This window comes from Leeuwenhoekiella nanhaiensis (genome assembly GCF_002744755.1).
GTDB classification, from domain to species: domain Bacteria; phylum Bacteroidota; class Bacteroidia; order Flavobacteriales; family Flavobacteriaceae; genus Leeuwenhoekiella; species Leeuwenhoekiella nanhaiensis.
In genome coordinates this window covers 37,253-62,096 of sequence record NZ_KZ319287.1, presented here as the reverse complement: position 1 = coordinate 62,096, position 24,844 = coordinate 37,253, and the positions used below count along the sequence as shown (strand labels likewise).

Genomic DNA, 24,844 nt, shown 5'->3' with positions numbered 1-24,844 from the left:
GTCTTTATAAAAAGTGTATTGGTTTTAAACCAATTTTTTTGCGGCTAAATATTCAGCGATTTGTACGGCGTTTGTAGCAGCACCTTTACGGAGGTTATCGGCAACAACCCACATATTTAACGTGTTGGGTTGTGAATAATCACGACGAATACGGCCTACGAATACATCGTTTTTACCTTCGGCATAAATAGGCATTGGGTAGGTGTTGGTATCGGGATTGTCCTGTACCGTTACGCCTTCCTGGGCCTGAAGCAACTCACGTACTTCAGCAAGATCAAAGTCGTTTTCAAACTGCACGTTGATCGCTTCAGAATGACCTCCTACAACAGGTATACGCACTGCAGTAGCGGTAACCGCGATGGTTTTATCACCAAGAATTTTCTGGGTTTCGTTTACAAGTTTCATCTCTTCTTTGGTGTACCCGTTTTCGGTAAACACGTCACAAGCCGGGATGGCGTTGCGGTGAATGGGGTAGTGGTAAGCCATTTCACCTTTTTCGCCCTTATACTCGTTTTCAAGCTGCTGCACAGCTTTAACACCGGTACCGGTGATAGACTGGTAGGTTGAGATTACCAGACGCTTAATTTTGTATTTTTTATGCAATGGAGCAAGTGCCAAAACCATTTGAATGGTAGAGCAGTTGGGGTTTGCAATGATTTTATCCTCGTTTGTAAGGCTTGAAGCATTAATTTCAGGAACCACGAGTTTTTTATCGGGGTCCATTCTCCAGGCTGAAGAGTTGTCAACCACGGTAGTACCAACAGCGGCAAACTTAGGCGCAAATTCTAAAGAAGTACCTCCACCGGCTGAAAAGATTGCAATATCAGGTCTTGCTGCAATAGCATCTTCCATCGAGCTGATAGTATAATCTTTACCTTTATAGGTAACGGTTTTACCTACTGAGCGCTCGCTGGCAACAGGTATTAATTCGGTTATGGGGAAGTTGCGCTCTGCTAAAACCTGCAACATCACATGGCCTACCATCCCGGTAGCGCCTACAACAGCTACTTTCATAATTAATTAAGCTTGTATTAGGGCGCCAAAAGTAGCAACACTTTATTAGAATGCAGCCCTTCTCCTTAAAATTATACACATTTGTTTTAAAAGTGACATTCTGTACGTTTTGAAAACAATTTGTTCAATATATAACAAAAAGAACCCCCGAAAGCTTCGGGGGTTTAGTTAAACAAATTCTGCAGTGCAGCGGTCTGTGCCTTTTGGCACGTTTATCTTAGTGGCATCGCCAAAGGGTATAATATCTCGATGCTTGCCTCTAAATTACAAATTTGTTCCTGACGAATGCCTCGTGGGCTTGTAAAGAGGTAGTTTATTTCTTTCTCAATTCGTCACGAATCTCGATAAGCAATTCTTCCTGAGTTGGACCTTTTGGAGCCGCAGGAGCTGCTTCTTCTTTTTTCTTGGTTTTTTCATAGCCCTTTAAAAGCCAGAAGATCACAAAACCAATGATGATGAAGTCGATAACAGCTTGTAAAAAATTACCGTAGGTTAAAATGGCACCTCCGGCCTCTACTGCGGCCTCAACCGTTTCATATTCGCCGCCGTCCAGTGAAAAGAACAGGTTGTTGACGTTTTTACCACCCATTAAAACACCTATGACCGGCATAATAACGTCTTTTACTAAAGAGCCTACAATTTTATTAAAAGCCCCACCAATGATTACCGCGGTGGCCAGAGCAACAATGTCGCCTTTCATTAAAAAGGCTTTAAAATCTTTAAAAAATCCCATGATTTAGTTGGTTTAAGGTTAATGTCTGACTAAGATAATTAAATTCTTAAAAAATTTAAGATTCTTTTGTCGGCTGATCTACAATTTTTCGGGCAACCCGTTGTGATACTGCAGTGATCAACTCATAGGGGATACTTTTGATGCGTGCCGAAAGTGCAACTGCCGAAGCTCCTTTACCAAAAATAAGTACCTCATCACCTTCTTCACAATCAATTTTGGTGACGTTTACCATGATCATATCCATGCATACATTTCCTATAATGGGAGCTTTTTTCCCATTGATCATCACATAACCGCGGCCTTTACCGTAAGCCCGCGAAATACCGTCAGCATGACCCAAAGGCAGGGTTGCCGTGCGCTCTTTGCGCGCTGCTGTATGTGCTCTGTTATAACCTACGGTTTCGCCCACTGCGATTTCGTGAATCTGGGAAATGATTGTTTTTAAGGTTGCGACCGGTTTTAATTGGAGATCCTCTTCAGGGGTGTTGCCATATCCATAAAGGCCAATCCCACTGCGTACCATATCAAATTGAGCGTCGGGATAGTTTATAATTGCCGAAGTATTGCTTTGGTGTAACCATGGCTTGTAGCCCAAACCTTGGGTCATATGAGTAGCGTGGCTTTTAAAATCTTCAATCTGCTGCAGCGTAAAACGTTTTTCATTTAAATCTTCGCTGGCAACCAGATGTGAAAAGAGCGATTTTACCTTTATCGCTTCGGTTTCTTTTAAATACTGAAGGATTTCAGCCTCATTAACATCTTTAAAGCCCAAACGGTTTAAACCGGTGTTGAATTTAATGTGTACCGGATAACCTTTTAGATTTTGTGCTTCAGCAAGCTCTATAAAAGCTTTAAGTACCCGGAAACTGTACATACTTGGCTCCAGGCAGTGCTCAATAATAGAGGCAAAGCTTTCAATTTGAGGATGTAAAACCAGAATCGGGGTTTCTATACCGGCTTCCCGCAGCCTTATTCCTTCAGAAGCGTAAGCTACGGCGAAATAATCAACGCCCAGTTCTTCAAGCTTTTTAGCTACGGCGACCGACTCACTTCCGTAGGCATAAGCCTTAACAACAGCCAGCATTTTTACCCCGGGTCTTAATTTAGACCTCAGGTAGTTGTAGTTGTGTGCAAGTGCGTTAAGGTCTATTTCAAGAACGGTATGTGACATCTGTTTTAGTCTTTTTTCTTAGGGGTTTTAACTTCTTCAGGATCCTGAACATTCAGGGTTTTAAGCCGCTCCCGAAGCATCGCTTTATAATAGGCTCCGCGGCTTAAGGGTTCATACTCTTCGGTCTCGCCCAGTAATACCAGATTATCACTTGCAGCTTTGCGATAACTGAATTGCGCCAGGTTTCCGGTACGGGTGCAGACCGCGTGTACTTTGGTTACGTATTCGGCTGTGGCCATCAAAGCAGGCATAGGGCCAAAAGGATTTCCTTTAAAATCCATATCAAGACCGGCAACAATGACGCGAACACCGCGGTTGGCCAGATCGTTACAGACTTTCACGATTTCATTATCAAAAAACTGAGCTTCATCAATACCTACCACATCACAGCCGTCAGCCAGAATGGGAATATTAGCTGCGGCAGGCACCGGTGTAGACCGGATTTCGTTGGCATCGTGAGAGATAACCAGTTCGTCATCATACCGCGTATCTATTGAGGGCTTAAAGATTTCAACCTTTTGTTTGGCAAACTGGGCACGCTTTAAACGGCGGATGAGTTCTTCGGTTTTTCCGGAGAACATAGAACCGCAGATCACTTCGATCCATCCAAATTGCTCTTTATGATTTACGGTATTTTCGAGAAACATTTTGTACTTTTCAACCTCTTAAAGGGCAAAGCCGCGCTATTTTGAGGGCTGAGCAAATTTATTAAAAACGCCCGGCAATAAACAGAGCAAACTAAAAACTTATGAAGAAGAAATTAAAATCTGACCTGGAGCATCTTGCAAACCAGATTTTAAACCTTGATTCCGATAGCGATTACACGGCATTAAAATTAAAAGCTCAGAAAATTTATGAGGCTCTTGCAGTGATGGCCTACGTTGAAGCGAGCTATGAATCTTCAGAAGAACCAGAGCTTGCAAAACCCGAGACACCAAAAACTGAGAATGCCCCAAAAGCTGAAGAATCTGTTGTTGAAACACCGGTAGTTCAGTCCAATTCTCAAGCCCAAGCCGAAGAAAGCGATCTGGAGCGTATTGCACGTATCGCTGCACAAAATCAGGAACTCTTTGAACGCCTGCGCAAATCTGAAGAGGCGCCTGCTACTTTTAAAACAGAATCTAAATCTGCAGAGCCCGAAGAAAAAATCAATCAGGCTTCGTTACACGAGCCGGTGATGGAAAAAATAAAAGACATTGTCGCGCAGATGCCTCCCGAAGCGGATGCCATCGAGAATATGTTTCAGCAAATAACCGCCCAACCGCAACCTGTAAAAAACGATAAGGATGATATTGGCGAGTATGGCCGTCTGGCAGAGTTTGAAGAACAGGAAAAACCTGCGACAGACAAGCCCAAAACCCTGAATGACCGGGCTACACGTGGACTTTCATTTGGCTTAAACGATCGCATCGCTTTTATCAAGCATTTATTTAACGGCAGTACGGCCGATTATAACCGGGTGTTGTCTCAGCTCAACACAGCAAATTCTCAGGAAGAGGCCTTTAATCTCATCGACCAGATGGTAAAGCCCGATTATAACTATTGGGAAGGTAAGGAAGTCTACGAAGCCCGCTTTAAAGAGCTGGTTGCCCGAAAATTTGACTAATCATCATGGGTAAACTCTATCTTGTACCCACGCCCATTGGCAATCTGGACGATATGACCTTTAGAGCGATTAAGGTGTTGCAGGAAGCAGACCTTATTCTCGCAGAGGACACCCGTACCAGTGGTAAATTACTCAAGCATTTTGAAATCACGACCCAGATGCATTCGCATCATATGCACAACGAGCATAAGACGGTCGAAGGCATTGTAGACCGTATTAAAAACGGTCAAACCATAGCTTTAATCAGTGATGCCGGGACTCCGGCGATCTCAGACCCAGGTTTTTTATTGACCCGAGCCTGTGTAGAAGCCGGTCTTGAGGTAGATTGTCTGCCCGGAGCTACAGCTTTTGTTCCGGCCCTGGTAAACAGCGGTCTGCCCAATGATAAATTTGTTTTTGAAGGTTTTTTGCCGGTCAAGAAAGGCAGGCAAACACGTTTTCAAATCCTCGCAGAAGAAGACCGAACCATGATTTTTTACGAAAGTCCGCACAAGTTGTTGAAGACGCTCAATAATATGGTTGAGTTTTTTGGCGCAGCGCGAAAAGTTTCCGTTTCGCGGGAAATTTCAAAACTTCATGAAGAGACCGTACGCGGTACTGCAGCTGAGGTTTTAAAGCATTACGAAAACAAACCCCCTAAGGGTGAAATCGTCATTGTAGTCGCCGGAAAGTCGAAGGATCAATAGCAAAAAAGGGAGCTTGAACCTTTCGATGGGTTGCGACTTCATAAAAATCATCACCCTCAAAGGATTGATGTTATGAAAAAAAGACAGGTAAAACGACTATTCAGGATTCTATTTATTGCAGCCAGCATCGGCTCGTTGTATTTCGTACCGTGGATTTTAGTGCGATCGTGGATAATTCCACTACCCGATACCATTCAGGAACAACTTCAGGAAGGAATTGATTATGGTTTTGATGGAATGATTGTGTATGTAGATCAGGCAGGAAGGCAACCTGAGTCCTATGCTGCCGGCTGGCACGACCGCGATAAAAAAATACCTGCTTACCCACAGGCTTTGTTCAAAATTGCCAGTATTACCAAATTATATATTGCGGTAGCCATAACAAAATTGGTTAAAGAAGGCCAATTGTCATTAGATAACACACTTGCTTTTTACTTTCCGGAACTGGCAGAAAGAATTGCCTATTCAGATAAAATTACTTTGAGAATGATGGTGCAACATCGTAGTGGCATCCCAAATTTTGTTGATCACCCGGATTATTGGAAATCACCGCCTAAAAACAGACGGGAAACGCTTGAGTATGCTTTAGATCTACCGGCCGATTTTAAGCCTGACGAAGATTATGGGTATTCAAATACCAATTATATGCTGTTGGAAGATCTCATAGATAAAACTTTAGGCTATTCGCATCAGCAATTTATAAAAGAGCGGATATTGATTCCACTTGGATTAAATCATACTTTTGGTTCAATTAGTGAAGTAAATATGGATGATGTGATGAGCGGTTATTACGTGGGTCTTGAAACCGATTTTAAGTACGAAAATACCGGCTTAATGTTGGCAACAGCAGAAGATGTAGGTAAATTCATCAGAGCTTTGAACGAGGGTACGGTTTTTAATGAAGGGGAACAGGAAATTTATTCTTCGATCTACGTTTATGAGCATACCGGTCTTCTTCCGGGTTACCAAAGTATTGCTAAATACTTTAAAGATAAAGACCTGGTTGTTGTTCAATTCAACAATACAGCAAATTTTAATGGATATGAATGGAATCTGGCTGAAATTCTTTTCAACCGGGTTGTCAAAATAGCCACGGAAAACGAAAAATAATCCGCGGGAAAATTCAAAACTTCATGAAGACACCGTACGCGGCACCGCAGCTGAGGTTTTAAAGCATTACGAAAACAAACCTCCTAAGGGAGAAATCGTCATTGTAGTCGCCGGAAAGACAAAGGATTAGTATGTTTCCTGCGCAGCAGGTACGGCTGCTGGCTGCATCAGGTCTATAAGTCGGTTTACATCTTCCTTGTTGTAAGCGCTCACATCTAGTTTAACCGATTTCTTTTTGTTTTTCCAAACGAGTAGGTACTTGTCAAAGGCTTCCAGGTATTTTATTTGTGAAAAGCGAAAGGCCTTGGTACTTCCTCGATCTAGTTTAACATGAAGCCCCTTTTTAGAATAGCGGACTGTATTTTTAAATTTAAAGGGTATAAAATACGGAAGAAAGGTAAGCAGCATACCTGCAGGCTGCAATAACTTACCAAAGCTTGTGTCTTCAAATACCAACACACCGGTAAAAAAAGCCACCAATCCAATTGCAGGAACGATCAAACGCCAGGGGCTATTTTGATTTATGAAGGTGAGGTTTGTTTTACGTGTTGAAGCCATTTTATGATCAATTCTATTTTTCAAAACTAAAGATGTTTCCCAACTTCAAAGCCGTGCTTACCCAAATAGGTTGTACCACTTTCTATTGCCGGTTCTTCGAGGGTGGTGCCCATAGAGTCATTCCAGCGGTTAAGATAACCAAATAGTGAAATAACACCAAGCATTTCCACAATTTCACCTTCATTCCAGTATTTATAAAGTTCTGTTTTGATCTTTTCATCAACAGCATTGGGCACCCGGCTTGCCGCCAGCGAAAAGTCAAGCGCTGCACGTTCAGCTTCAGAAAATGCGGGGTGTGAGCGGTATTCCCAAATGTTGTCAAGCTGCTCCTGCTCTGCTCCATAGCGTTCGGCGGCGCGTATAGCATGAGCCTGGCAATAGCGACAGCCGGTAGCGTTACTGCTTACCCAGGCAATCATTCGTTTTAAAGCAGAGGTAACTCTACCTTCGTTAGCCATCACTGCCTTATTGAGGTTGATAAAAGCCTGCGAAATCGCGGGACGGTGTTGCATAGTAAGCACGCTGTTGGGGCAAAAGCCCAGGGTTTCATTAAAGAAAGCTGCAAGCTCCCGGGTTTTAGTATCGTGATTGGGGTCTAAAGGAGTTACTAAGGGCATAACCTGATTGTTTAAATGATACAAATGATTTAAATCGCTGAAAGAGCAATAATTTAGAGATAAAATTGAACATTTTGATCCAAATTATCGGCGAGGTCCTGCAGAAACTGCATCTTATTTGTAACTTCGGCTTATCCCTATTTTTACCTAAACCTTAATCCCTTTTGGTATGCGCAAGATGTTTCTGTTTTTAGTTTTTTTAGGAGCCTCCGGGGCTTTGTTTAGCCAGGGCGGCGTTTCATTTCAAAAGGTAAAAGAGTTTTACATCAACGGCGATACACGGGTAATTGGTAATTCAATCCTAAGCGATCATCCTACGCGGGTAAACAACAAACCCAAATCGCTCAATGACCGCACCGAAATGCAATATGTTGATATAGATGACGATTCAGATACCTTCAGCTCAAGCAGTGCAAATCTCGATATTCCTGCTGATGCTAAAATCGTCTATGCCGGTCTTTATTGGGCTGCGACTTATCCCGGGGCCGAAGGGAAACAGAAAGTGCGTAACGACCGAATGGTTTATGACATTAAGAAGAAGAGAAACCGTGCTTTTGATCTCGTACGTCTTAAATTACCCGGCAGTGCGGCTTATACCGATGTGCAGGGCGAGCTGGTTTACGACGGGGTTCTCGACACCAATACCGACCTGAAAAATGCGGCTCCCTACGTCTGCTACAGTGATATTACCGATTTACTCACTTCCAAGAATGCAGGTTCAGGGACTTATACCCTGGCAAACGTTACGGCTCTCGAGGGTATTATGTTTGGCGGGAGTTCTGCAGGCTGGATGCTGTATCTGGTTTATGAGCAGCCTGAAGCCCCGTTGCAGTATATGACCAGTTACCAGGGTTTTAGATACATCAGTCTTGATGAACCCGAGGAGCTTCGCTTCTCAAATTTTAGAGTGCCCGAAACCGGAGAAGTAAAGGCTTCACTCACTCTGGCAGCTTTAGAGGGGGATTTGTTGCTGGCTAAAGATGCAGTATTTATTTATGGCGAAAAAAATCAGGAGTATGTTCCGCTTAAAACCCAAGTGCGTTATGCAAACAATTTCTTCAACAGCAGCATCACTTTTGATGACCGAAAATACCTCGCCCGCAATCCCGCAAGCAATAACACATTGGGTTTTGACTTGGCGAAGCTTCAAATACCTAATGCAAACAACAGCCTGATTGACAATGATGCGACCGGAGTAACCTTGCGGTTTAAGACCGAAGAAGACCGCCTGTTTGTGTTTTTTACTGCTTTTCAAACCGAAATCAGTTCAGACTATTACCAGCGGGTGGTGGTAGAAGGGAAAGAAGATCGGCTTCCGGCGAAAGAGGAAGCAGAACCCGCTCCCGAAACTCCCGAGCTCGTTGCTTATGAAAAAGACGGCACTATTGAAGATGAAGCACCAACAGATACCCAGCCTGACAAAACCGAAAATCGGGATCCTAACCTTCAGAATATGCTAAGTGCTGCTTCTATTACGGTAGAAGGACAACCGGAAGGCTATTACGTGGTTAATCACGTGTTTTCAAATGCTTCAAACGCTTCCAAATGGGCTCGTAAGATGGAAAATTTGGGCTTTGCCCCCAAGAATTTTGTAAATCCGGAAAACGATTATCACTATATCTATATCGATTTTAGTCAGGATCCTGACGCGCTTTACGGCCGCCTTCAGGGTTATCGTAAAATGGAAGATTTAGAAAAAGCCTGGATTCTTAAAGTTAATTTAGACTAACATGCGCTGGACGCTCAAGCCTACTCCAAAAGTAGAACACATAAAAGATTTTGCTAATCAGCTTAAAGTACCCGAAAAAGTTGCCCTATTACTCCTTCAGCGGGGTATAGATACCTATGAGAAGGCAAAGACCTTTTTCAGGCCTTCGCTAGATGATTTGCACGACCCCTTTCTGATGAAAGATATGGACCGTGCAGTGGCACGCGTGAACCTGGCGATGCAGCAGGGCGAAAATATTCTGGTTTACGGGGATTATGATGTAGACGGAACCACCAGTGTGGCCCTGATGAGCAGTTATTTGCTAAGTCATTATCCGCAAGTGGCTACGTATATCCCCGATCGTTATACCGAAGGTTATGGGGTTTCGTATGCAGGTATTGATTATGCCCACGATAATGACATTACGCTCATCATCGCGCTCGATTGTGGGGTCAAAGCGGTAGAAAAGGTCGCTTATGCCAAAAAGCTGGGTATCGATTTTATCATCTGCGATCACCACAGGCCGGGTCCCGAACTTCCCGATGCAGCGGCTGTGCTTGACCCTAAGCGTGAAGATTGCACCTATCCTTATGACGAACTATGCGGCTGTGGTGTGGGCTTTAAACTGATTCAGGCGCTGGAGCAGCAAAAAGGATTGCCCGTTAAAACCCTGGTGCCTTATCTCGATCTGGTTGCTACTGCGATTGGAGCCGATATTGTGCCTATTACCGGCGAAAACCGCGTGCTGGCTTTTTTTGGTCTCGATGTCATCAATACCCTGCCACGCACGGGCATTCAGGCGCTGATCGAAAATGTAAAAAAGGAGATCCTTACCATTACTGATGTGGTGTTTATCATTGCGCCGCGCATTAACGCTGCCGGGCGCATCAAGCACGGTTTACACGCAGTAGAATTGCTTACCGAGCAAAACAAAGAACAGGCCCAACAGATGGCCGCTGCTATTGAAGCCTTTAACGCAGAGCGGAAAGATCTCGATAAAACCATAACCGAGGAAGCCCTGGAGCAAATACAGCAAAACCGGGAAGAACACCGCAAAACCACCGTGGTCTATCAGGAAAACTGGCATAAGGGCGTAATAGGCATTGTGGCTTCACGCCTTACCGAAACCTATTACCGGCCAACCCTTGTCTTTACCAAAAGCGGGGAAAAACTAGCCGCCAGTGCACGCTCTGTAAAAGGTTTTGATGTATACGAAGCCCTTGAAGCCTGTAGCGAGCACATAGAACAATTTGGCGGACATAAATATGCTGCCGGACTAACGCTTGGCGAACACCAGTATGACGATTTTAAGTCGAAATTTGAAGAGGTGGTTAGCAACAGCATTGATGAGCGCCTGCTCATTCCCGAAATTTCGATTGATGCCGAATTGAATCTGGAAGATATTACGCCAAAATTCTACCGTATTCTACGTCAGTTTGCACCTTTTGGGCCGGGTAATATGACCCCGGTTTTTATGAGCAAAAACCTCATAGATACGGGTTACGGGAAATGCGTGGGGGCAGATGAGCTGCATTTAAAATGTACCGTTACCCAGCCCGGAACAACCGTTCAAATAGGTGCTATTGGTTTTAATTTGGGCGAAAAATGCGATTTGATTACCCATAAGAAACGCTTTAAAGCCGCCTATTCCCTCGATCTGAATGAGTGGAACGGAAATGTGAGTATTCAGTTAAAACTGCGGGATATTCAGGAGTGACGTCAGGGTTTTAATTTGACCGATAGCTTTTCAGGGTTTTGAAAACTATTCCAGAAATAAGCAATTACGAGTACGTCTTTCTGCTGTCGGTAGAATAAACTTGTTTGTTTTGTTATAACCACTTTACGGTATTCAGGTTGCAATTCGTAAACCGGAAACTGAACGGGATTCTTTTCAATCTGCTTTACAATACGATCAGTAAGCTCAATAAAATGTTGAGCCTCCTTTGTGGTCCATACAAATAGGAGGTAATCTAATATAGCATTGAAGGAATTTACGGCTTCCCGCGTCCAGACCGTTTTCATTGTTTGAGTTTGCGGTAAGCATCACTCATGACCGTTGTGTGATCCTGTACATTTCCGGCCTCAAAATCAGCTTCACTGCGCTGTAAAGCTCTTTTGATTTCAAGAGCCTGTGCTTCTTCGGGAGCAAGTAATTTTCCCAGTTGAATAAGCTCTGAAGTGCTGAACGATTTCTGCTTGATTTTCTTGTAAAATGTAGCTCTTGAAATGCCTAAAACATCAATTAAATAGTCCTTCTTGAATTTGCTTTTATTGATGCGCTCTTCAAGACTGTCAACAATTTTTTGATATTGATAAATTTCGTATAACATAGTAATACTAATGAGTATGGTATTTCGAGATTAAATATAACTTTTTTACATACATCAAGAAATTACTGTTCACAAAACCACATTCTATTTAGATTTATTCTAAACAAGGTTTTATATTTGTGTAAAATCGGGTTTATGAAGCATATCAGCATTATTTATCGAAACGACACCGGCATTTCCTTTTACTGGAAATCGGTACCTCAGGAAGAATTAAAAGCGCAGTTGGTTTTTAGGGATACGGGTTTTTATTTTACGCTAGATCAATTGAAGCGTTTTGCCTACCAGACTCAGGATACCCGCAATCAAATAACCTGTAAAGACTGTCCTGCACCGGCTTCGTGCAGATCGCTGCTTTTAAAAACTCCGGCAGAAACGGTAGATCTTGCGGTAAGCCGCGAAGAATTAGAAGGGCTTCAGGATTTACTGGATCAAACTATCTTAAAGATGGAAACGCAACAGTTTATGCAAACCGCCTTAAACTAGGTATGGAATTCTTTCAGTTCAAAATCGCTTCCGTCAAATACGCCGTAGGTGTAATGTATGATCCAGTCACCCAGATTAAAATAGCTGGATTGCTCGCCTACCTCAATGCGCATAGGTAAGTGGCGGTGGCCAAAAATAAAGTAATCGTAATGCGCACTTTCCAGTTTTCGCTTTGCGTAAGTAGCCAGCCACTCATTTTCTTCACCTAAAAAAACATGGTCATCGTCCCCGGAAATCAATTTATTTTTAACGGAAAGGTATTGTGCCACCCTTACCCCAATATCCGGATGAACCCAGCGAAACAGCCACTGAAAAACAGGTGATTTAAACACCTTTTTCATACGCTTATAACCTTTGTCTCCGGGGCCCAGACCATCACCATGGCCAATAAACAGGCGTTTATCATTCAGCTGAAAAAGCTGAGGTTTGTGAAAAACAGGGATGTTGAGTTCGGTTTCAAAGTAGTCCTGCATCCAGAGATCGTGATTACCCACAAAAAAATAGATGGGAATCCCGCTGTCGCGCAACTGAGCCAACTTTCCTAAAACCCGAACAAAACCTTTTGGAACAACCGTTTTATACTCAAACCAAAAGTCAAAGAGATCACCCAGCAAAAAAATAGCCGCGGCATCGCGCTCAATGGTGTTGAGCCAGGCAAGAAACTTGAGCTCCCTGGGCTTGCTCGCTTCAGCGTTAGGCGCACCCAGGTGATTATCACTCGAGAAATAGGCCTTTTTACCCGGTGGAATGGTAAGCTGCTCAACAGGTTGCTTCATGGTTTAAATTTAGGATAAATCGGCTTCATTATCAGAAGCATACCACTCTGCAAAACTGGTATCGGTTTCCTGAAGTTTAAGCGAAAATAGCTTTATATTTTGGGGCAGGTGTTTTTGAATTTTCCGTGCAAAGTCAATGACCATCATTTCGCTGGTAGGCTGGTAATCTACCAACAGCACATTGTGACCGCGGTCTGAAAGTTCTTTGGCCAGCTCTACGTGTGGCGTGTTTTTGTTGAAAACGGTAGCGTGGTCAAAAACATCTACAATTTCATTTTTGACTATTTTCTTGAGGTCTCCAAAGTCGATCACCATTCCAAACTTCACGTTTTCGCTTTGCGAAATAGGCGTACCAATAACCGTTACCGAAAGCTTATAACTGTGCCCATGTACATTGCGGCATTTGCCATCATAACCGTACAGGGCGTGACCCGTTTCAAATGAAAATTGCTTGGTAATACGTATGTTACTCATAATTAACCTTTAAATTTTCGGTACAGAACCACAACGATTAGAGCAATTGCAAAGATCACATAAATGCCGGTGCCGCTCAAAAACTCTAAGAATTCCATTTTGTTTCAAATTAATGCAACAAAAGTATAAAAAGTATACCCGTGAAACCCGTGTTTGGCAACACAGAATAATTATGAAAATGCTATTTATTTTTTCATTTATTTTGCGCGCATGAAAACACAGCTTTTTGAGCAACTTGATTTTGTAGAAAACCCTGTTTATGAGCAGGTTATTTCTGATTTGCTTGGTCAAAATTACAGCATCATCGACGACTTTTTTGATGCAGACGAGATCGCAGAATTGCGCGACTCTCTAAAAACCGTTTATGAAACCGATCTCTTTAAGAAGGCAGCCATAGGCAACAGGCTTAATGAGGAGATCGATAAAAAAATACGTGGTGATTACATTTACTGGATCAACGAGGCCGAAGGCCGCGCGGTAGAACGCCGGTTTTTTGCCAAGATTAATGATCTGGTAGCATACCTAAACCGCACCTGTTTTTTGGGGATCCTTCAGAAGGAATTTCATTATGCGGTTTATCCCACCGGAACTTTTTATAAACGCCATCTGGACACTTTTCAAAACGATGATCGCCGTAAGCTTTCCATAGTTTGCTATCTCAACGATGAAACCTGGCTGGCCGGTAACGGGGGTGAACTCACCATTTATTTACCTAACGAATCCCGGGAAGAGGTTTTAGATATCATCCCCAGACCGGGGCGGGTGGTGATTTTTGAAAGTCAGGTGCTGGAGCACGAGGTAAAGCCTGTACTGGCTTCAGAACGCCTGAGTATTACAGGTTGGCTGAAGACACGCTAATCAGCTGGCAGTCGCAGTTAGCAGTAACTAGTAATACAGCTTAACTGTCTGCTACTTTGGGCCTGAAGCGTTTTCTGAAATTAAGAATCAGGGCGCCGCTGCGTATGAGCATCCAGACGGAAAAGGCGATCCATACCGCGTAAAGTTTCAGCCCAAAATAGTCGCCTATAAAAATAGCAGGTACAAAACCCAAAAAGGTCGCTATCATCAGTACGTTGCGCAGGTATTTCATTTCGCCCATTCCTTTATAAATTCCATCAAAAATAAAGGCAAGCGCATTAAGCGGCTGCATCAGGATCACCACAAAAAACAGAGCCGTAAAGCGCAGGATGACTTCGGGCTCTTTGGTGAAAAGCAAACCCAGTCTGGTATAAAGTAAGGCCGAAATGAGCATCAAAGCCCCGGCAATAAAGAGACTGTAACGGGTAAGTTTTTTACTTAATTGCCACAGACTGTCATAATCCTTGGCTCCCAGAAAACGACCGGCGAGAATATTTCCCGCAGCTGCATATCCATCAATAAAAAATGCCGAAAACAGCCAGATGTTGATCAAAATGGTTTGTGCGGCGATGTAGGAAGCGCCGTAATCTGTCGCAAACGAGTTGGCTAAATAAAGCGCGACATTAAGCGCGATGGTGCGAACAAAAAGGTTGAGTGCCATCCCCACAAGTCTCCACAATTCCGGATGAATGGGGAATCTGAGTCTCAGGCTTACATTGGTTTTGATCAGGACCAGAATTAACGAAAGTACCGCCATTAATCCCTGAGCCCCGAGACTGGCGTAAGCTGCACCTTCAATCTGCATCGCCGGGATATAGCCTTCAATCCCGTACACCAAAATAAAGTCAAGTACAATGTTTACCCCGGCACCTATTAAGGCAACAACCATTGGCCAAAAGGTATTTTGAAGTCCTCTGAAAATACCAAAAACGGCAAAGGTGAATAAGGTAAGCGGAAAGCCCCAAACCCGGATAGAGTAGTACTGCACACAATAGTCCAAAATGAGTCCCGATGCATTGTAAAGCGAAAAAATACCTTCAATAAACGGAAGCGTACCCGCCAAAATCACGATGCTCAGAAAAACATTGAAGTAGATAGCCTGCGCCGGAAGCGTGCTGATTTCATCAATTTTATCAGCGCCGTAATATTGAGCAATGATGGCCTGAAGGGCACTTCGGGTTTGGCCTAAGACCCAGATAAGGGCAGATAAAAACGAACCCACAATACCTACTGCGGCCAGGACTTCTGTGGCATTTACCTGAACATTACCCACCACTGCCGCATCGGTCGCAGAGAGTATGGGTTCAGCAATACCGGCCAGCAAAGCCGGTACCGCCAGGCGGTTGATGTTTTTAAACGAAAGCGGGTTTGTTTTTGACATAAGCTCAGTCTTCTTGCGAAAATAGCTTTTCTAAAGATCAAAAGACTATAAAACGAGTTCGTAGCAGTAAAAGGGATATTCGCTTTGCTTAGGAAAAAAGATTTCTTCAAGCTTTGCATAACCGCGTTTTTGGTAGAAAAGGTTGTTGCGTGGATTTTGACTAAAGGTGTCCAGACGTACCGAAACGTAGCCGTTTCTACGGGCAAAATCCTCTGCAAAATCCATTAACTGCTGTGCGATGCCCTGACCCTGAAAATCAGGATGCACGGCCAGCCGGTGTATATAGATGCTTTTTGTATCAGCCGGGGTGAGCCAGGTTACGGGTTGGTACACTTCATCTTTTAGATCTGAGATAACAATAGTACCTGCAATTTTTCCGCTCTGCGTAATTATATAAAGTTCGTCGCGATTTAGATCTTCTTCAAAGGCAGCCCGTGAGGGATAATGCTCATTCCATTGGAATATGCCTGCGTTAATCATTTTTGCAGCACAGGCGCGGGTAAGAGCAAGTATTTCATCAAGCTGATCCTTATTTGCCTTTTTTATCATTGATTACCTAATTTTTAGACGAATGGAAGGTTTATTGGCAAAGATACTACGACTTTGATCATTTTATTCAAAGCTATTAAGTGTTGTTTGCATTGAAAATTAAGAAGAAAGGCTTCAGGTCACTATCTATATCAGTAAGTTTTAGGCCGAAGTTTTAAAACAAAAAACAATAAGTGATTTTAGCGAACTTTAATTATATTTGCGCCACTAAACGGGGATGTCGCTCAGTTGGCTACCCGCCCGAACGTACCTTTTCGGTACGGGCGGGTAGCGTGATATTTGACTGGCAATGTATTTTGTTTATATATTGGAGAGTTTAAGTTGCGGAAGGAATTATGTAGGTTTCACTCAAGATTTAAATTCCCGGTTGGAACAACATAACCGAGGAAATGTAACTTCTACAAAACCGTTTAGACCTTGGAAGATTATTTATTCTGAGGGAAAGAAACGCAGATTGAAGCACGTAAGCGTGAAAAATATCTGAAAACCGCCGCGGGCAGACGCTGGCGTAACAAAATGGGGATGTAGCTCAGTTGGCTAGAGCGTTTGACTGGCAGTCAAAAGGTCGTCGGTTCGAGCCCGATCTTCTCCACCTAGTCAAAACCCGATGCATTAAATGTTTCGGGTTTTTTTATGGTAAAAAACTTAGTTTTAAATAAGACCTAAATCTTTTACAACAGCGATAAGCTGGGTGGCATTAGAAGCTTTAAAATCAATGCGCAACTTGCTTAGGCGTTTTTCGATAGAGCTGATGCCGTGCGGTTTGATAGTAAGCGCTTTGAAACGCTCGCTTATTTCGCGATTAGAACGGCCTTTAGCGATTTCTTCCAATAAAAGAATATCGTATTCTTCAATATCCAGATTTTTCTGGCTGCCTAAGGCTGCTGCGACCTGCGGAGAGATATAGCGTTTGTGTTGAGCAACTGCAGTTAAAGCTTCGGCCATATCTTCAAGGCTTCGGCGGCTTTTAAACACATAGGCATCAATCTTTTGTTCGTCAAAAAGCATGCGTATGCGTTGCAGGCGCTCTTCCATCGAAAAAACAATTATTTTTAGAGGTCTATGAAGCCCACGTATGGCTGCGATAAGCTCATCACCGCTATTTAGCTTTTGTTCCCTATGGTCTTGTTTAAATGAGAGGTCAGCGACTAGTAAATCAAACGGTGCATCATCCTTAATAGCTCTAACATATTTCACATAGGCATCGTCGCAGTATTCTGCAATAACAATTTCTTCAGCTCCTGTTTCAAGGAGTTGTTGCTCAATTCTCTGGGTATTCCAACCCAAATCTTCGGCGATTAAAACTTTTTTAAACATATTACACCAGTATTTGAACTTTAAGACCTTTACCGGACTCTGGCTCAAAGCTAATGGTTCCATTTAATGAAAAAATACGGAATTCCATATTTTGGATACCATTTCCTTTTTTTATTTCGTTTCCTAACCCGTTATCTTTGAATGTAATGGCTAATTTTTTGCCTTTTTGCTCAAAAGAAACCAGAGCAACGCTGGCCTGACTGTGTTTTCGGGTATTGGTCATCAATTCTCCCAAAACCATATAAATTGCATCTTTTTTATTTCTGCTAAATTTTTCCCAATTAATACCGTTGAGGTTGCGGATAATAACACTGAAGTTTTCTGATTTATACGAATTGAGTCTGCTGACCAGCTGATCTTTGAAATTGGTACCGTCAATCAACGGACTGTGATTTTTAGAAATGTCGCGGGTTTCCAGATAGATTTTGTCCAGTTTATTTAAGATATGATCGGGAATGTTTTCAAGATTTTGCAGTTCAGAAATTACCTGAAACGTATCGTTAGCCAGGCCATCGTGAACTTTTTTTGAAATACTCGCCTCTGTTTTACGTATAACCTCCAGCTGTTTTTGTTTTCGTTTTAAATGAAGAAAAATACTGAATCCCATTACCACCAGAACTCCCAGTAACAATGCCAGGACATAAATGGTTTTTAACCGCTTTTGACGATCGCGTTCATCGAGGGCCAGTTTGGTCTGGCGTTGTTCGCGGGCAACATCATATTTTAAGGCAGCGTATTTATTTTGCTTTGCTAAATTGGCCTCTTTTATGCTGTCGTTTAAAAAGTTATATCGTTTGATGCGTGGGTCATCATCTAATTGTGCCAGAAGACTAAGGGCTTCTAGTTCAAAGGTTGGGTCTTTTATATTTGGGGTTAATGATAAAGCTTTTTGCACATATTTGAGGGCATTCAAAGTATCATCAATTTGAATATAATATTGGGTTAGGTGCCTGTAACTTGAAAATAAAGCTGTCGTATTTCCCAATTTTTTACGAATATCAACCGATTTATTCAGATTATAAATTCCTGAATCATCTCCATTTGTAAGTTGTGTATAGCCCAGGTTGTCTAATATATAACTCTTGAGTACTTCAAGTTCATTTTTCTGAGTCAGCTTGAGGGCATACTTTAAAGTGTCAATAGCGCGCTCAAACTCACCTTCTTCACGGAGTACATTGCCTACACGTAAAAAAAAGCTGATGCTATCTTTGGTACTATTAGCAAAAGCAAGACTTTTTTGATAGTACTCCAGACTTTTGGGGTAATTATTCAAATTTTTATATAGTACTCCCAAAAGGTTGTATAGGCGTAATTTCAGGTCAATCGCTTCAGTATCAGTATAGGGTTCGATCAGTTCCAAAGATTTTACGAGATTGAATTCGCTTGCGGTGTAATCTCCAATTTGATTTTTACCAAACCCAATCAGCTCCAGGTACATAGCAGCCTTTTTATAGTCAGACCTGGCCATACTTTGCTCGTACATTCCGGTATAGTAGTCCTCAGCTTTTCTAAAGCTTTGGGCGTCATCAGGGTTTACAATAATCTCATAAAAATAAAGCGCACTGTCTATAGGCTTTTCTACAGGTTTTTGAGCCTGAACACCCATTGTGATCAGTAGTACCAACATTAAAAAAGGGGATGAAAAGCAATTTGATTTCATCCCCCTAAAATAGGTTTTATTTTAATTCTCTAATTCTTCTGAATCGTGTCATTTGATGGAGGAGGCGGTGGCGGAGGATCTACAGGATCTTCCCCACAACACGCCTGAGGTATAGCGATTTCTTCTTCAAGTTTTTCCGGATTGCACCCAAATGTGCTGAGAATGAGGAAAACCGTAAGGATGGCAAAAACTGATTTTTTCATTTTGTACTGTTTATGTTGGGACATGATCAGGGCTGTCCGAGGTGTTTACTCAGTAATCTGATTCCGGCAGAACGCCGGTTTTTGAGAAGAGGAGACTGTAGTTATCAGAACATGTACTTCTCAATGGTGTTCTGATCCTACAGTCTGGTACACTTTTAAATCACAGTTGTGCTAATCCCTGATAGTTCGCAGCTGTGACGATTACCGGGACAAATGAAAGGAGCCTTGCCAGGAGAAGTGAGAAATTCTATGGAAAAGCTTCGGAAAGTTTTCAGAAAAACAGCTGTGTGATTTCCCAATGTGCTGAAGCGCATAACTAATACTATCAGGATATGAGTCACAGCAGATTGATTTGTTTTGCCTTTGAAAAAGCGAGAAATCAGGAAGAAAAAAGAGGTTATGTAAAACCATCAAAATCACGGCTTGCCGCCAGATTATCAATAGAAGTAGAGAACCGAACGGGTTTTGCCTTCGGAGAAAAAAGTCTTTTGAATTACTACAATACAGCATTGAAGCAAAATCAAAGGGAACTGCGGATACCCCAAATAGAAATCATTGATGCGCTGTTAGCGTATTGTGGTTTTCCGAGTTATTCAGCCTTCAGTGCTGAAGAAGAATGTTTAAATCAAACAGAAGCTATACTTCCCAGACGCCGAAGATTATTTTTTACGCTGGGGAGGTTAAAAATTGAATCGGAATGGTTTTTTAAATTTTCAATTTAAATAGAAAGCCCCCTGTGATTACAGGGGGCTTTTAGATTCAACCAGTAAAACGTTATGAGTTTATTTAGTTTCAAACATAGGTTTGACGTGGGGTTTATTGATCTCAATGAGTGTAAAAATACCGAGAAGTATGCCCAGAATTCCGGTAAAGAAATTGAGTATTGAAACCACCAGAATAAAGGTGTGATTTCGGGTTTCACCCAGATATTTACCTGCGAGAAAAGTAAGAATTGCCAGAATCAAAAAGGATGCAAAGCCCACTCCTGATATAACACCAACAAATGTTGTCACATCAAAAGGCGTATCGTGCGGCCCGTGAGCCACATCAGTTAAAATCATATTGACAAAGAAGCCATAGCCGGCAAAGAAAAGTGCAGCGAGAAGATTTAGAACCGCTTTGACTATAAAAAGGATTTTTAGTGTATTCAGGTTGTTAGGTTGTGTTTCCATTTTTCAGATTCTATTAGATTTATACCTATAAGTGATACTTTGGTACAAATTGTTACACGATCTAGTTTGAAACCCGCGCGGCTTCTTCATCAAGCCCCGTATCCCGCTTACGCGCATTTTTTACATTTTGATTGCCAAACTTATAATTGAGACTAAAAGTCACGGTACGACTGTCACTACCCCCACGACCTTCTATGAAAACCACTCCGTATCGCGTGGTTCCCTGCCAGGGTGAAGTGTATAAAATATCATTAAAAGCCAGTCTGGCGTTGAGGTTTTCATTTAAAAACTTTTTCTGAAAAGCCACATTTAAAGAGCCTAAAGATCTTGTATTATACGTGCCAGCCCAGACAGAAGGTGAACTGTACCAGCCACTCACTTCCATCTGAATGTCGGCAGGCAGGTTAAATGTATTTTGAGCATAAAGGCTTAAAGTTTCCTGATTAATGGAGACAAAATCTTCATTGGTAGCTTTATAACTGCTGGTGTAGGCATTGAGACTTAAATACAGATTCCACCAGTCTTTGATTTTTTTAGGATAGGAAATACTCAGATTAATGACCTCTTGATTGGCAATGTTTTGCGGACTTATGAAATTTTTATTCTCCCCATCTGCCTGGGTGACCTGGGCAAAGAAATCGGTCACATAGCTGTAGCTTAGAGCCGTGGTCAAGGTATAGTTATGGGTATGGCTCAGCTTGAGGTTATCTGTGTATTGAGGTTGCAGAAACGGATTACCGCGGCTTGAAGAAAGTTCGTCTATTTTATATTCAAAAGGATTGAGCGAGGCATAATCAGGTCTTTGAATGCGTTTACTGTACGTAATGGCAAATTGATTTTTAGAATTGAATTGATAGGTCAGTCCACCGCTTGGAAACCAATTGGTATAATTCCGTTTTACCCGGTTGTTTACATTATTTTGAGCGCTTTCAAGTTTTCCGTCAGAACGGGTGTTTTCAACCCTTAAGCCCAACCGCAGGTTCCATTTTTCCCACCGGCGATTGTAATTGATATAGGCGGCGCGTATAATTTCAGTATAGGAAAACGTATTGCTTTGCTCTTGATTAAGAATAAATTGACCGTTGATTTTATCGAAAAAGTCAAAAATATTATCAGTTTCAACTCTTGAAATCTTAAATCCTGTTGCAGCAACTCCACCGGCCAGATTTTGCTCATAATCGGTTTTAAAGGATGCTATTTCGATATTTTTTGGTGTGAGTTGTCGCGTGATCGATTGATTGAGAATATTGCTTTCAGAGGGGTCAAAGTAAAAGTTGGGTTGAAAGGCGTCTCGTGTATTTTCATAGTTTCCGTAATCTGCATCAATATTTAGAAGAGTTCCCAGCGTATCTTGATATTTATAATTGAGGTTTGCATTGTAATTTGTGGTCTTGCTTTGGTTTCGGTTTTGAGCGATTAGAATACTGTCATTGCTTGCTGAATTCAGATCTCTGATTGGGGTTCGGGAATCATTATTTGTAAATGTATTTGCAGTATTGCCGTTAACAAGAATACCTAAGGTGTTTTTTGAATTTATAAACCAGTCATAGCCCAATCTGAGATTGTTGTTATTATAGTTATAAATCGTTTCGGTACGCGCGTCAAATTGCGTGTTGTTTTGTGTGCGAAAGAGGTATAGAAAACTAACATAATCGCCAAAACCGTTGCTGTAATTACCATACAGATTTCCGGTTTTATTGCGATTATTAAATAAGGCCGAACTGCTGTAACGTGCGCGATCTCCGTAGGTAAAAGACCCGGATACTGAAGCATTTGTGCCCAGATTTTTATCTTTCTTAAAAATAATGTTGATGATGCCTGCACTGCCCGCGGCATCGTATTTAGAGGAAGGTTGTGTGATGATTTCAATACTCGAGATACTATTGCTCTGCAGGCTTTCTAAATACATTTTAAGGTCATCTCCACTCAATTGAGAAGGTTTACCGTCAAAGTAAAATTGTACACCGGTTTTACCTTCAAGAATAATCCCGCCATTGTTATCAATGATTAGGCCCGGAGCCATTCTTAAAAGTTCCCAGGAGTTGCTTCCGGTTGCTGTAAGACTGCTTTCAACATTAAAAACCGTTTTATCTGCAAGAACCTGTACCAATGGTTTTTTTGAAATCAGTTTTACCTCATCAAGCGCTTCTGTTGCAGGTGCCAAGACAAGCGTTTCTAAATCTAAATCAGCGTTCAGATTGTTTATTTGAGTAGTAAATGCCTGTAATCCTATATAAGAAACCCGAAGCAGGTAATCAGCGTTTCTCACATTTTTAAGCTGAAAATATCCGGCTTCATTGGTGATTCCGGTTTTAATAAGTAAGCTATCGCTTAATCGAGATAAGGTAACCGTAGCATACGGAATTGCCTGTGCCTGCTGATCTACAACCCTGGCCGTAATGGTATAGTCCTGAGAGTAGCCTGTAAAATTTCCTATCAGTAAGAATAGAATTGTAATGACTTTTAAATACTTCATATCTCGATTGTTTTGGACAAAGGTGACTGTAATTAGAAGTGTAAAAAATCAGTTTCCGATAACCGGTCTTTTAACGGGTTGAATGGGAGGGGTCAATTTAGCGGGTTATAGAACCACTCGGCGAATAGTATTGGAGAAGAGATCCTGAAGTATCTAGCTTTGATTGAATCAAAAAACTACAGTTATGAAAAGTATAGCTACTCTTTTTTTACTTTTATCTGGTTTGATAGGTCATGGTCAGGATTATTTTGCCCTAATCAAGAAGAACGACCAGATTACCTATAATTATCCGTCTAATGTTTCGATAACGCTGATAGATGCAGAAGGAAACCGGCGCCCTATTTCTAAAGATGATGCCTTTGATGTCACAGGCGATTACACTGTGGAGATTGAACTACCCTGGAAAGATGGTCCCGAGATCGTAAAAAGCGACGGTGGCCGACTTGAGCTTTTCATTTTACCGGAAGCAGAACAACAGCGTAGAAATGCCTGGTATGAAACCCGGAAAAGCGAGGAAGTCACCTATAATGGTAAAACGTATGCAAATCCTGAAGCGCTTGATGCTGCAATGGCTGCAAAGCCTGTTGCGGTTAAAAAAACAATTACCAAATCAGATCTAAACCCGGGAACCTATAATCTTTCACTAGTATTCTCTAATAATCTGATTGTAAGGTATGATTCCGGAAAAATTTCAGCCTGGCAAAATGGTAAAACACTTAATGTAAAGGGCAACTATTTGGTGCAAACTTTGGAAGGTTTATTAAAACTCTCTTTTGAACCGAAAACCGGGGAGACGTGGTGGGTTTTTGAAATATAACTTAACTTATAGAATTAATGTATTTTAATCCTTTGGCTGATTTTACATTAAACGAGAGGCCTTCTAATGCCCTAAATACTAGAATATGAACTGGACACGGAAACACGTATTGGGCATTTCTCCCTTGGAACTAGTGGCCATTTTGAGCCTTTACCTCTTTTTTTCGGTTTTGTATTATGTGGTTTTAAGATACAATGGCAATGGCAATCTTGACGGAGTTTTTAGTTTTAGTAGCTATTGGTATACAGCGGGTATGCAGTACAGCTGTTACCTCATTGAATCCCTGGTGATTTATAGCATTGGCGTTTATTCTTTAAAAAGAAAAAGGATGCTCGTACAGCTCATAGTGACATTTTTTCTAATTCTGATATTCACCTATTTCATTCGTGAGCTGCGGTATATTTATCTGGATTACAATAAAATGGGAAGACTGGTAGGTACGGGAGAAATTTGGGACTGGTATATTCCCTCCCTTTTCCTGATGGTTCAGTTTGGTTGTATTTTTGGTTACCGCTATTTTGTTGAAAACCAGCGTAAATTGAAGCTGGAAGCAGAACTGCGACAGGCTGCTCTAAAAAGCGAACTCTCGGCTATAAAAGCTCAGTTAAATCCGCATTTTTTATACAATGTGTTTAACACAATCAATGCATCGCTTCCTCCCGAAAATGAAAAAACCCGTATGATGATAGCCCAGCTTTCTGACTTATTCAGGTATCAGCTTAAGGCTTCAAAAGAAGAACTCGTGCCGCTTCGGGAAGAGCTTGATTTTGTAAAATCGTATCTCGACTTGGAAAAGGCGCGTTTTGAAAACCGACTTACTGTCAAAATAGAAGTTCCTCAAGCACTGTACGATGTGAAGATCCCGCCTATGTTGCTTCAGCCTCTTGTTGAAAATAGCCTGAAACACGGCCTGGCAGATCTTGTGGAAGGTGGAGAAATCAGGATTAAAATTTATAAAGAGGAAAATAAACTTTATTTTGAGGTGGCTGATACCGGTGTAGGTATCGCAGACAAATCCCTGCTATTTGATAAAGGCGTTGGACTTACCAACACCAACTTGCGTTTAGAGAAAATGTACCACAGCTCTTTGCATATTTCAGACAATCAACCCCGGGGAACTAAAGTGGCATTTGCAATCTGATTAA

The 24,844-nt window shown here is 41.9% G+C and carries 28 protein-coding genes, 1 tRNA gene and 1 pseudogene; 13 read left to right on the top strand and 17 right to left on the bottom strand.

Going from position 1 to position 24,844, the window contains the following annotated elements; translation table 11 throughout:
• Positions 1-24: 24 nt before the first annotated feature.
• From CJ305_RS00280 to CJ305_RS00265, 4 genes are all read right to left on the bottom strand, one after another.
• Positions 25-1,014, bottom strand: coding sequence for an aspartate-semialdehyde dehydrogenase (locus CJ305_RS00280; RefSeq protein WP_099644243.1), 990 nt, complete (start codon positions 1,012-1,014; stop codon positions 25-27).
• Positions 1,015-1,327: 313 nt separating this feature from the next.
• A complete protein-coding gene (mscL, locus tag CJ305_RS00275; protein ID WP_099644242.1) occupies positions 1,328-1,747 on the bottom strand; it encodes a large conductance mechanosensitive channel protein MscL in 420 nt (139 codons plus the stop codon).
• A gap of 55 nt (positions 1,748-1,802) precedes the next feature.
• Positions 1,803-2,918 carry an alanine racemase gene (gene alr, locus CJ305_RS00270; protein ID WP_099644241.1) on the bottom strand — a complete coding sequence of 372 codons (1,116 nt, stop codon included), beginning with the start codon at positions 2,916-2,918 and terminating at the stop codon, positions 1,803-1,805.
• A 5-nt stretch (positions 2,919-2,923) separates the two neighbouring features.
• Complete coding sequence (locus tag CJ305_RS00265) at positions 2,924-3,565, bottom strand: thymidine kinase (protein ID WP_099644240.1); 642 nt, start codon at positions 3,563-3,565, stop codon at positions 2,924-2,926.
• A gap of 101 nt (positions 3,566-3,666) precedes the next feature.
• Here CJ305_RS00265 and CJ305_RS00260 point away from each other — a divergent pair, with 101 nt between their 5' ends.
• The 4 genes and pseudogenes from CJ305_RS00260 to CJ305_RS19545 form a co-directional block, all read left to right on the top strand.
• On the top strand, positions 3,667-4,524 hold the full coding sequence (locus CJ305_RS00260) for a hypothetical protein (RefSeq protein ID WP_099644239.1): 858 nt from the start codon (positions 3,667-3,669) through the stop codon (positions 4,522-4,524).
• A 5-nt stretch (positions 4,525-4,529) separates the two neighbouring features.
• A complete protein-coding gene (rsmI, locus tag CJ305_RS00255) occupies positions 4,530-5,210 on the top strand; it encodes a 16S rRNA (cytidine(1402)-2'-O)-methyltransferase (RefSeq protein WP_099644238.1) in 681 nt (226 codons plus the stop codon).
• A gap of 72 nt (positions 5,211-5,282) precedes the next feature.
• Entirely contained in the window at positions 5,283-6,320 is a 1,038-nt protein-coding gene (locus CJ305_RS00250; RefSeq protein ID WP_099644237.1) for a serine hydrolase domain-containing protein, read from the top strand.
• Between the two features lie 4 nt (positions 6,321-6,324).
• Positions 6,325-6,450, top strand: a pseudogene (locus tag CJ305_RS19545) (16S rRNA (cytidine(1402)-2'-O)-methyltransferase); the annotation flags it as partial.
• Here CJ305_RS19545 and CJ305_RS00240 read toward each other — a convergent pair.
• Both CJ305_RS00240 and CJ305_RS00235 read right to left on the bottom strand, forming a co-directional pair.
• Entirely contained in the window at positions 6,447-6,902 is a 456-nt protein-coding gene (locus tag CJ305_RS00240) for a hypothetical protein (RefSeq protein ID WP_143469326.1), read from the bottom strand. The pseudogene CJ305_RS19545 and the gene CJ305_RS00240 sit on opposite strands and share 4 nt — an antisense overlap.
• 2 nt (positions 6,903-6,904) lie before the next feature.
• Positions 6,905-7,495, bottom strand: a complete 591-nt coding sequence (locus CJ305_RS00235; protein ID WP_099644235.1) for a carboxymuconolactone decarboxylase family protein — start codon at positions 7,493-7,495, stop codon at positions 6,905-6,907.
• A 169-nt stretch (positions 7,496-7,664) separates the two neighbouring features.
• Between CJ305_RS00235 and CJ305_RS00230 the strand changes: the two genes are divergently transcribed.
• Together CJ305_RS00230 and recJ are read left to right on the top strand one after the other, a co-directional pair.
• On the top strand, positions 7,665-9,224 hold the full coding sequence (locus tag CJ305_RS00230) for a hypothetical protein (protein ID WP_099644234.1): 1,560 nt from the start codon (positions 7,665-7,667) through the stop codon (positions 9,222-9,224).
• Position 9,225: 1 nt separating this feature from the next.
• Positions 9,226-10,920 (top strand): single-stranded-DNA-specific exonuclease RecJ, encoded by a 1,695-nt coding sequence (recJ, locus tag CJ305_RS00225; protein ID WP_099644233.1) that lies wholly within the window; start codon positions 9,226-9,228, stop codon positions 10,918-10,920.
• Positions 10,921-10,922: 2 nt separating this feature from the next.
• On the opposite strand, the gene CJ305_RS00220 is transcribed toward recJ, so the two are convergent.
• On the bottom strand, positions 10,923-11,225 hold the full coding sequence (locus CJ305_RS00220) for a type II toxin-antitoxin system RelE/ParE family toxin (protein WP_099644232.1): 303 nt from the start codon (positions 11,223-11,225) through the stop codon (positions 10,923-10,925).
• Positions 11,222-11,533, bottom strand: coding sequence for a hypothetical protein (locus CJ305_RS00215; RefSeq protein WP_099644231.1), 312 nt, complete (start codon positions 11,531-11,533; stop codon positions 11,222-11,224). Before CJ305_RS00215 ends, CJ305_RS00220 begins: the two co-directional genes overlap by 4 nt.
• 135 nt (positions 11,534-11,668) lie before the next feature.
• On the opposite strand from CJ305_RS00215, the gene CJ305_RS00210 reads away from it, so the two are divergent.
• Positions 11,669-12,016: a hypothetical protein gene (locus CJ305_RS00210; protein ID WP_099644230.1), complete on the top strand. Its 348-nt coding sequence runs from the start codon at positions 11,669-11,671 to the stop codon at positions 12,014-12,016.
• Here CJ305_RS00210 and CJ305_RS00205 read toward each other — a convergent pair.
• Entirely contained in the window at positions 12,013-12,792 is a 780-nt protein-coding gene (locus CJ305_RS00205) for a UDP-2,3-diacylglucosamine diphosphatase (protein WP_099644229.1), read from the bottom strand. The two genes, CJ305_RS00210 and CJ305_RS00205, sit on opposite strands and share 4 nt — an antisense overlap.
• A gap of 9 nt (positions 12,793-12,801) precedes the next feature.
• Complete coding sequence (locus CJ305_RS00200) at positions 12,802-13,266, bottom strand: 6-pyruvoyl trahydropterin synthase family protein (protein WP_099644228.1); 465 nt, start codon at positions 13,264-13,266, stop codon at positions 12,802-12,804.
• Positions 13,267-13,476: 210 nt separating this feature from the next.
• On the opposite strand from CJ305_RS00200, the gene CJ305_RS00195 reads away from it, so the two are divergent.
• On the top strand, positions 13,477-14,124 hold the full coding sequence (locus CJ305_RS00195) for a 2OG-Fe(II) oxygenase (protein ID WP_099644865.1): 648 nt from the start codon (positions 13,477-13,479) through the stop codon (positions 14,122-14,124).
• A gap of 40 nt (positions 14,125-14,164) precedes the next feature.
• On the opposite strand, the gene CJ305_RS00190 is transcribed toward CJ305_RS00195, so the two are convergent.
• Both CJ305_RS00190 and CJ305_RS00185 read right to left on the bottom strand, forming a co-directional pair.
• On the bottom strand, positions 14,165-15,505 hold the full coding sequence (locus tag CJ305_RS00190; RefSeq protein WP_099644227.1) for an MATE family efflux transporter: 1,341 nt from the start codon (positions 15,503-15,505) through the stop codon (positions 14,165-14,167).
• 45 nt (positions 15,506-15,550) lie between these two features.
• Positions 15,551-16,054, bottom strand: a complete 504-nt coding sequence (locus tag CJ305_RS00185; protein WP_099644226.1) for a GNAT family N-acetyltransferase — start codon at positions 16,052-16,054, stop codon at positions 15,551-15,553.
• Between the two features lie 289 nt (positions 16,055-16,343).
• Here CJ305_RS00185 and CJ305_RS00180 point away from each other — a divergent pair, with 289 nt between their 5' ends.
• Together CJ305_RS00180 and CJ305_RS00175 are read left to right on the top strand one after the other, a co-directional pair.
• Positions 16,344-16,538 carry a GIY-YIG nuclease family protein gene (locus CJ305_RS00180; protein ID WP_223248762.1) on the top strand — a complete coding sequence of 65 codons (195 nt, stop codon included), beginning with the start codon at positions 16,344-16,346 and terminating at the stop codon, positions 16,536-16,538.
• Positions 16,539-16,572: 34 nt separating this feature from the next.
• Positions 16,573-16,646: transfer RNA gene (locus CJ305_RS00175), tRNA-Ala, on the top strand.
• A gap of 59 nt (positions 16,647-16,705) precedes the next feature.
• Here CJ305_RS00175 and CJ305_RS00170 read toward each other — a convergent pair.
• From CJ305_RS00170 to CJ305_RS19350, 3 genes are all read right to left on the bottom strand, one after another.
• Positions 16,706-17,371, bottom strand: a complete 666-nt coding sequence (locus CJ305_RS00170) for a helix-turn-helix domain-containing protein (protein WP_099644225.1) — start codon at positions 17,369-17,371, stop codon at positions 16,706-16,708.
• Between the two features lies 1 nt (position 17,372).
• Positions 17,373-18,998, bottom strand: a complete 1,626-nt coding sequence (locus CJ305_RS00165) for a tetratricopeptide repeat-containing sensor histidine kinase (protein WP_189319349.1) — start codon at positions 18,996-18,998, stop codon at positions 17,373-17,375.
• A gap of 62 nt (positions 18,999-19,060) precedes the next feature.
• Positions 19,061-19,234 (bottom strand): hypothetical protein, encoded by a 174-nt coding sequence (locus tag CJ305_RS19350; RefSeq protein ID WP_189319348.1) that lies wholly within the window; start codon positions 19,232-19,234, stop codon positions 19,061-19,063.
• Between the two features lie 332 nt (positions 19,235-19,566).
• Between CJ305_RS19350 and CJ305_RS00155 the strand changes: the two genes are divergently transcribed.
• Positions 19,567-19,956, top strand: coding sequence for a hypothetical protein (locus tag CJ305_RS00155; protein ID WP_099644222.1), 390 nt, complete (start codon positions 19,567-19,569; stop codon positions 19,954-19,956).
• Positions 19,957-20,016: 60 nt separating this feature from the next.
• On the opposite strand, the gene CJ305_RS00150 is transcribed toward CJ305_RS00155, so the two are convergent.
• Both CJ305_RS00150 and CJ305_RS00145 read right to left on the bottom strand, forming a co-directional pair.
• Complete coding sequence (locus CJ305_RS00150) at positions 20,017-20,406, bottom strand: hypothetical protein (RefSeq protein WP_099644221.1); 390 nt, start codon at positions 20,404-20,406, stop codon at positions 20,017-20,019.
• Between the two features lie 61 nt (positions 20,407-20,467).
• The gene (locus CJ305_RS00145) at positions 20,468-22,882 is read right to left on the bottom strand and encodes an outer membrane beta-barrel family protein (protein WP_099644220.1); all 2,415 of its coding nucleotides are present in this window, start codon (positions 22,880-22,882) and stop codon (positions 20,468-20,470) included.
• A 184-nt stretch (positions 22,883-23,066) separates the two neighbouring features.
• Here CJ305_RS00145 and CJ305_RS00140 point away from each other — a divergent pair, with 184 nt between their 5' ends.
• The gene (locus CJ305_RS00140) at positions 23,067-23,699 is read left to right on the top strand and encodes a hypothetical protein (RefSeq protein WP_099644219.1); all 633 of its coding nucleotides are present in this window, start codon (positions 23,067-23,069) and stop codon (positions 23,697-23,699) included.
• A gap of 85 nt (positions 23,700-23,784) precedes the next feature.
• On the top strand, positions 23,785-24,840 hold the full coding sequence (locus CJ305_RS00135; RefSeq protein ID WP_099644218.1) for a sensor histidine kinase: 1,056 nt from the start codon (positions 23,785-23,787) through the stop codon (positions 24,838-24,840).
• Positions 24,841-24,844: the final 4 nt, after the last annotated feature.

Bases quoted from the DNA above. Each gene is read 5' to 3' on its own strand.
- CJ305_RS00140 (WP_099644219.1), top strand. From the start codon at position 23,067: ATGAAAAGTATAGCTACTCTTTTTTTACTTTTATCTGGTTTGATAGGT.
- CJ305_RS00165 (WP_189319349.1), bottom strand. From the start codon at position 18,998: ATGTTGGTACTACTGATCACAATGGGTGTTCAGGCTCAAAAACCTGTA.
- alr (WP_099644241.1), bottom strand. From the start codon at position 2,918: ATGTCACATACCGTTCTTGAAATAGACCTTAACGCACTTGCACACAAC.
- CJ305_RS00250 (WP_099644237.1), top strand. From the start codon at position 5,283: ATGAAAAAAAGACAGGTAAAACGACTATTCAGGATTCTATTTATTGCA.
- CJ305_RS00145 (WP_099644220.1), bottom strand. From the start codon at position 22,882: ATGAAGTATTTAAAAGTCATTACAATTCTATTCTTACTGATAGGAAAT.
- CJ305_RS00180 (WP_223248762.1), top strand. From the start codon at position 16,344: ATGTATTTTGTTTATATATTGGAGAGTTTAAGTTGCGGAAGGAATTAT.
- CJ305_RS00135 (WP_099644218.1), top strand. From the start codon at position 23,785: ATGAACTGGACACGGAAACACGTATTGGGCATTTCTCCCTTGGAACTA.
- CJ305_RS00210 (WP_099644230.1), top strand. From the start codon at position 11,669: ATGAAGCATATCAGCATTATTTATCGAAACGACACCGGCATTTCCTTT.
- CJ305_RS00220 (WP_099644232.1), bottom strand. From the start codon at position 11,225: ATGAAAACGGTCTGGACGCGGGAAGCCGTAAATTCCTTCAATGCTATA.
- CJ305_RS19350 (WP_189319348.1), bottom strand. From the start codon at position 19,234: ATGAAAAAATCAGTTTTTGCCATCCTTACGGTTTTCCTCATTCTCAGC.
- CJ305_RS00230 (WP_099644234.1), top strand. From the start codon at position 7,665: ATGCGCAAGATGTTTCTGTTTTTAGTTTTTTTAGGAGCCTCCGGGGCT.
- CJ305_RS00150 (WP_099644221.1), bottom strand. From the start codon at position 20,406: ATGGAAACACAACCTAACAACCTGAATACACTAAAAATCCTTTTTATA.
- CJ305_RS00265 (WP_099644240.1), bottom strand. From the start codon at position 3,565: ATGTTTCTCGAAAATACCGTAAATCATAAAGAGCAATTTGGATGGATC.
- CJ305_RS00170 (WP_099644225.1), bottom strand. From the start codon at position 17,371: ATGTTTAAAAAAGTTTTAATCGCCGAAGATTTGGGTTGGAATACCCAG.
- CJ305_RS00200 (WP_099644228.1), bottom strand. From the start codon at position 13,266: ATGAGTAACATACGTATTACCAAGCAATTTTCATTTGAAACGGGTCAC.
- CJ305_RS00195 (WP_099644865.1), top strand. From the start codon at position 13,477: ATGAAAACACAGCTTTTTGAGCAACTTGATTTTGTAGAAAACCCTGTT.
- CJ305_RS00280 (WP_099644243.1), bottom strand. From the start codon at position 1,014: ATGAAAGTAGCTGTTGTAGGCGCTACCGGGATGGTAGGCCATGTGATG.
- recJ (WP_099644233.1), top strand. From the start codon at position 9,226: ATGCGCTGGACGCTCAAGCCTACTCCAAAAGTAGAACACATAAAAGAT.
- CJ305_RS00190 (WP_099644227.1), bottom strand. From the start codon at position 15,505: ATGTCAAAAACAAACCCGCTTTCGTTTAAAAACATCAACCGCCTGGCG.
- CJ305_RS00155 (WP_099644222.1), top strand. From the start codon at position 19,567: ATGAGTCACAGCAGATTGATTTGTTTTGCCTTTGAAAAAGCGAGAAAT.
- rsmI (WP_099644238.1), top strand. From the start codon at position 4,530: ATGGGTAAACTCTATCTTGTACCCACGCCCATTGGCAATCTGGACGAT.
- CJ305_RS00260 (WP_099644239.1), top strand. From the start codon at position 3,667: ATGAAGAAGAAATTAAAATCTGACCTGGAGCATCTTGCAAACCAGATT.
- CJ305_RS00235 (WP_099644235.1), bottom strand. From the start codon at position 7,495: ATGCCCTTAGTAACTCCTTTAGACCCCAATCACGATACTAAAACCCGG.
- CJ305_RS00215 (WP_099644231.1), bottom strand. From the start codon at position 11,533: ATGTTATACGAAATTTATCAATATCAAAAAATTGTTGACAGTCTTGAA.
- mscL (WP_099644242.1), bottom strand. From the start codon at position 1,747: ATGGGATTTTTTAAAGATTTTAAAGCCTTTTTAATGAAAGGCGACATT.
- CJ305_RS00205 (WP_099644229.1), bottom strand. From the start codon at position 12,792: ATGAAGCAACCTGTTGAGCAGCTTACCATTCCACCGGGTAAAAAGGCC.
- CJ305_RS00185 (WP_099644226.1), bottom strand. From the start codon at position 16,054: ATGATAAAAAAGGCAAATAAGGATCAGCTTGATGAAATACTTGCTCTT.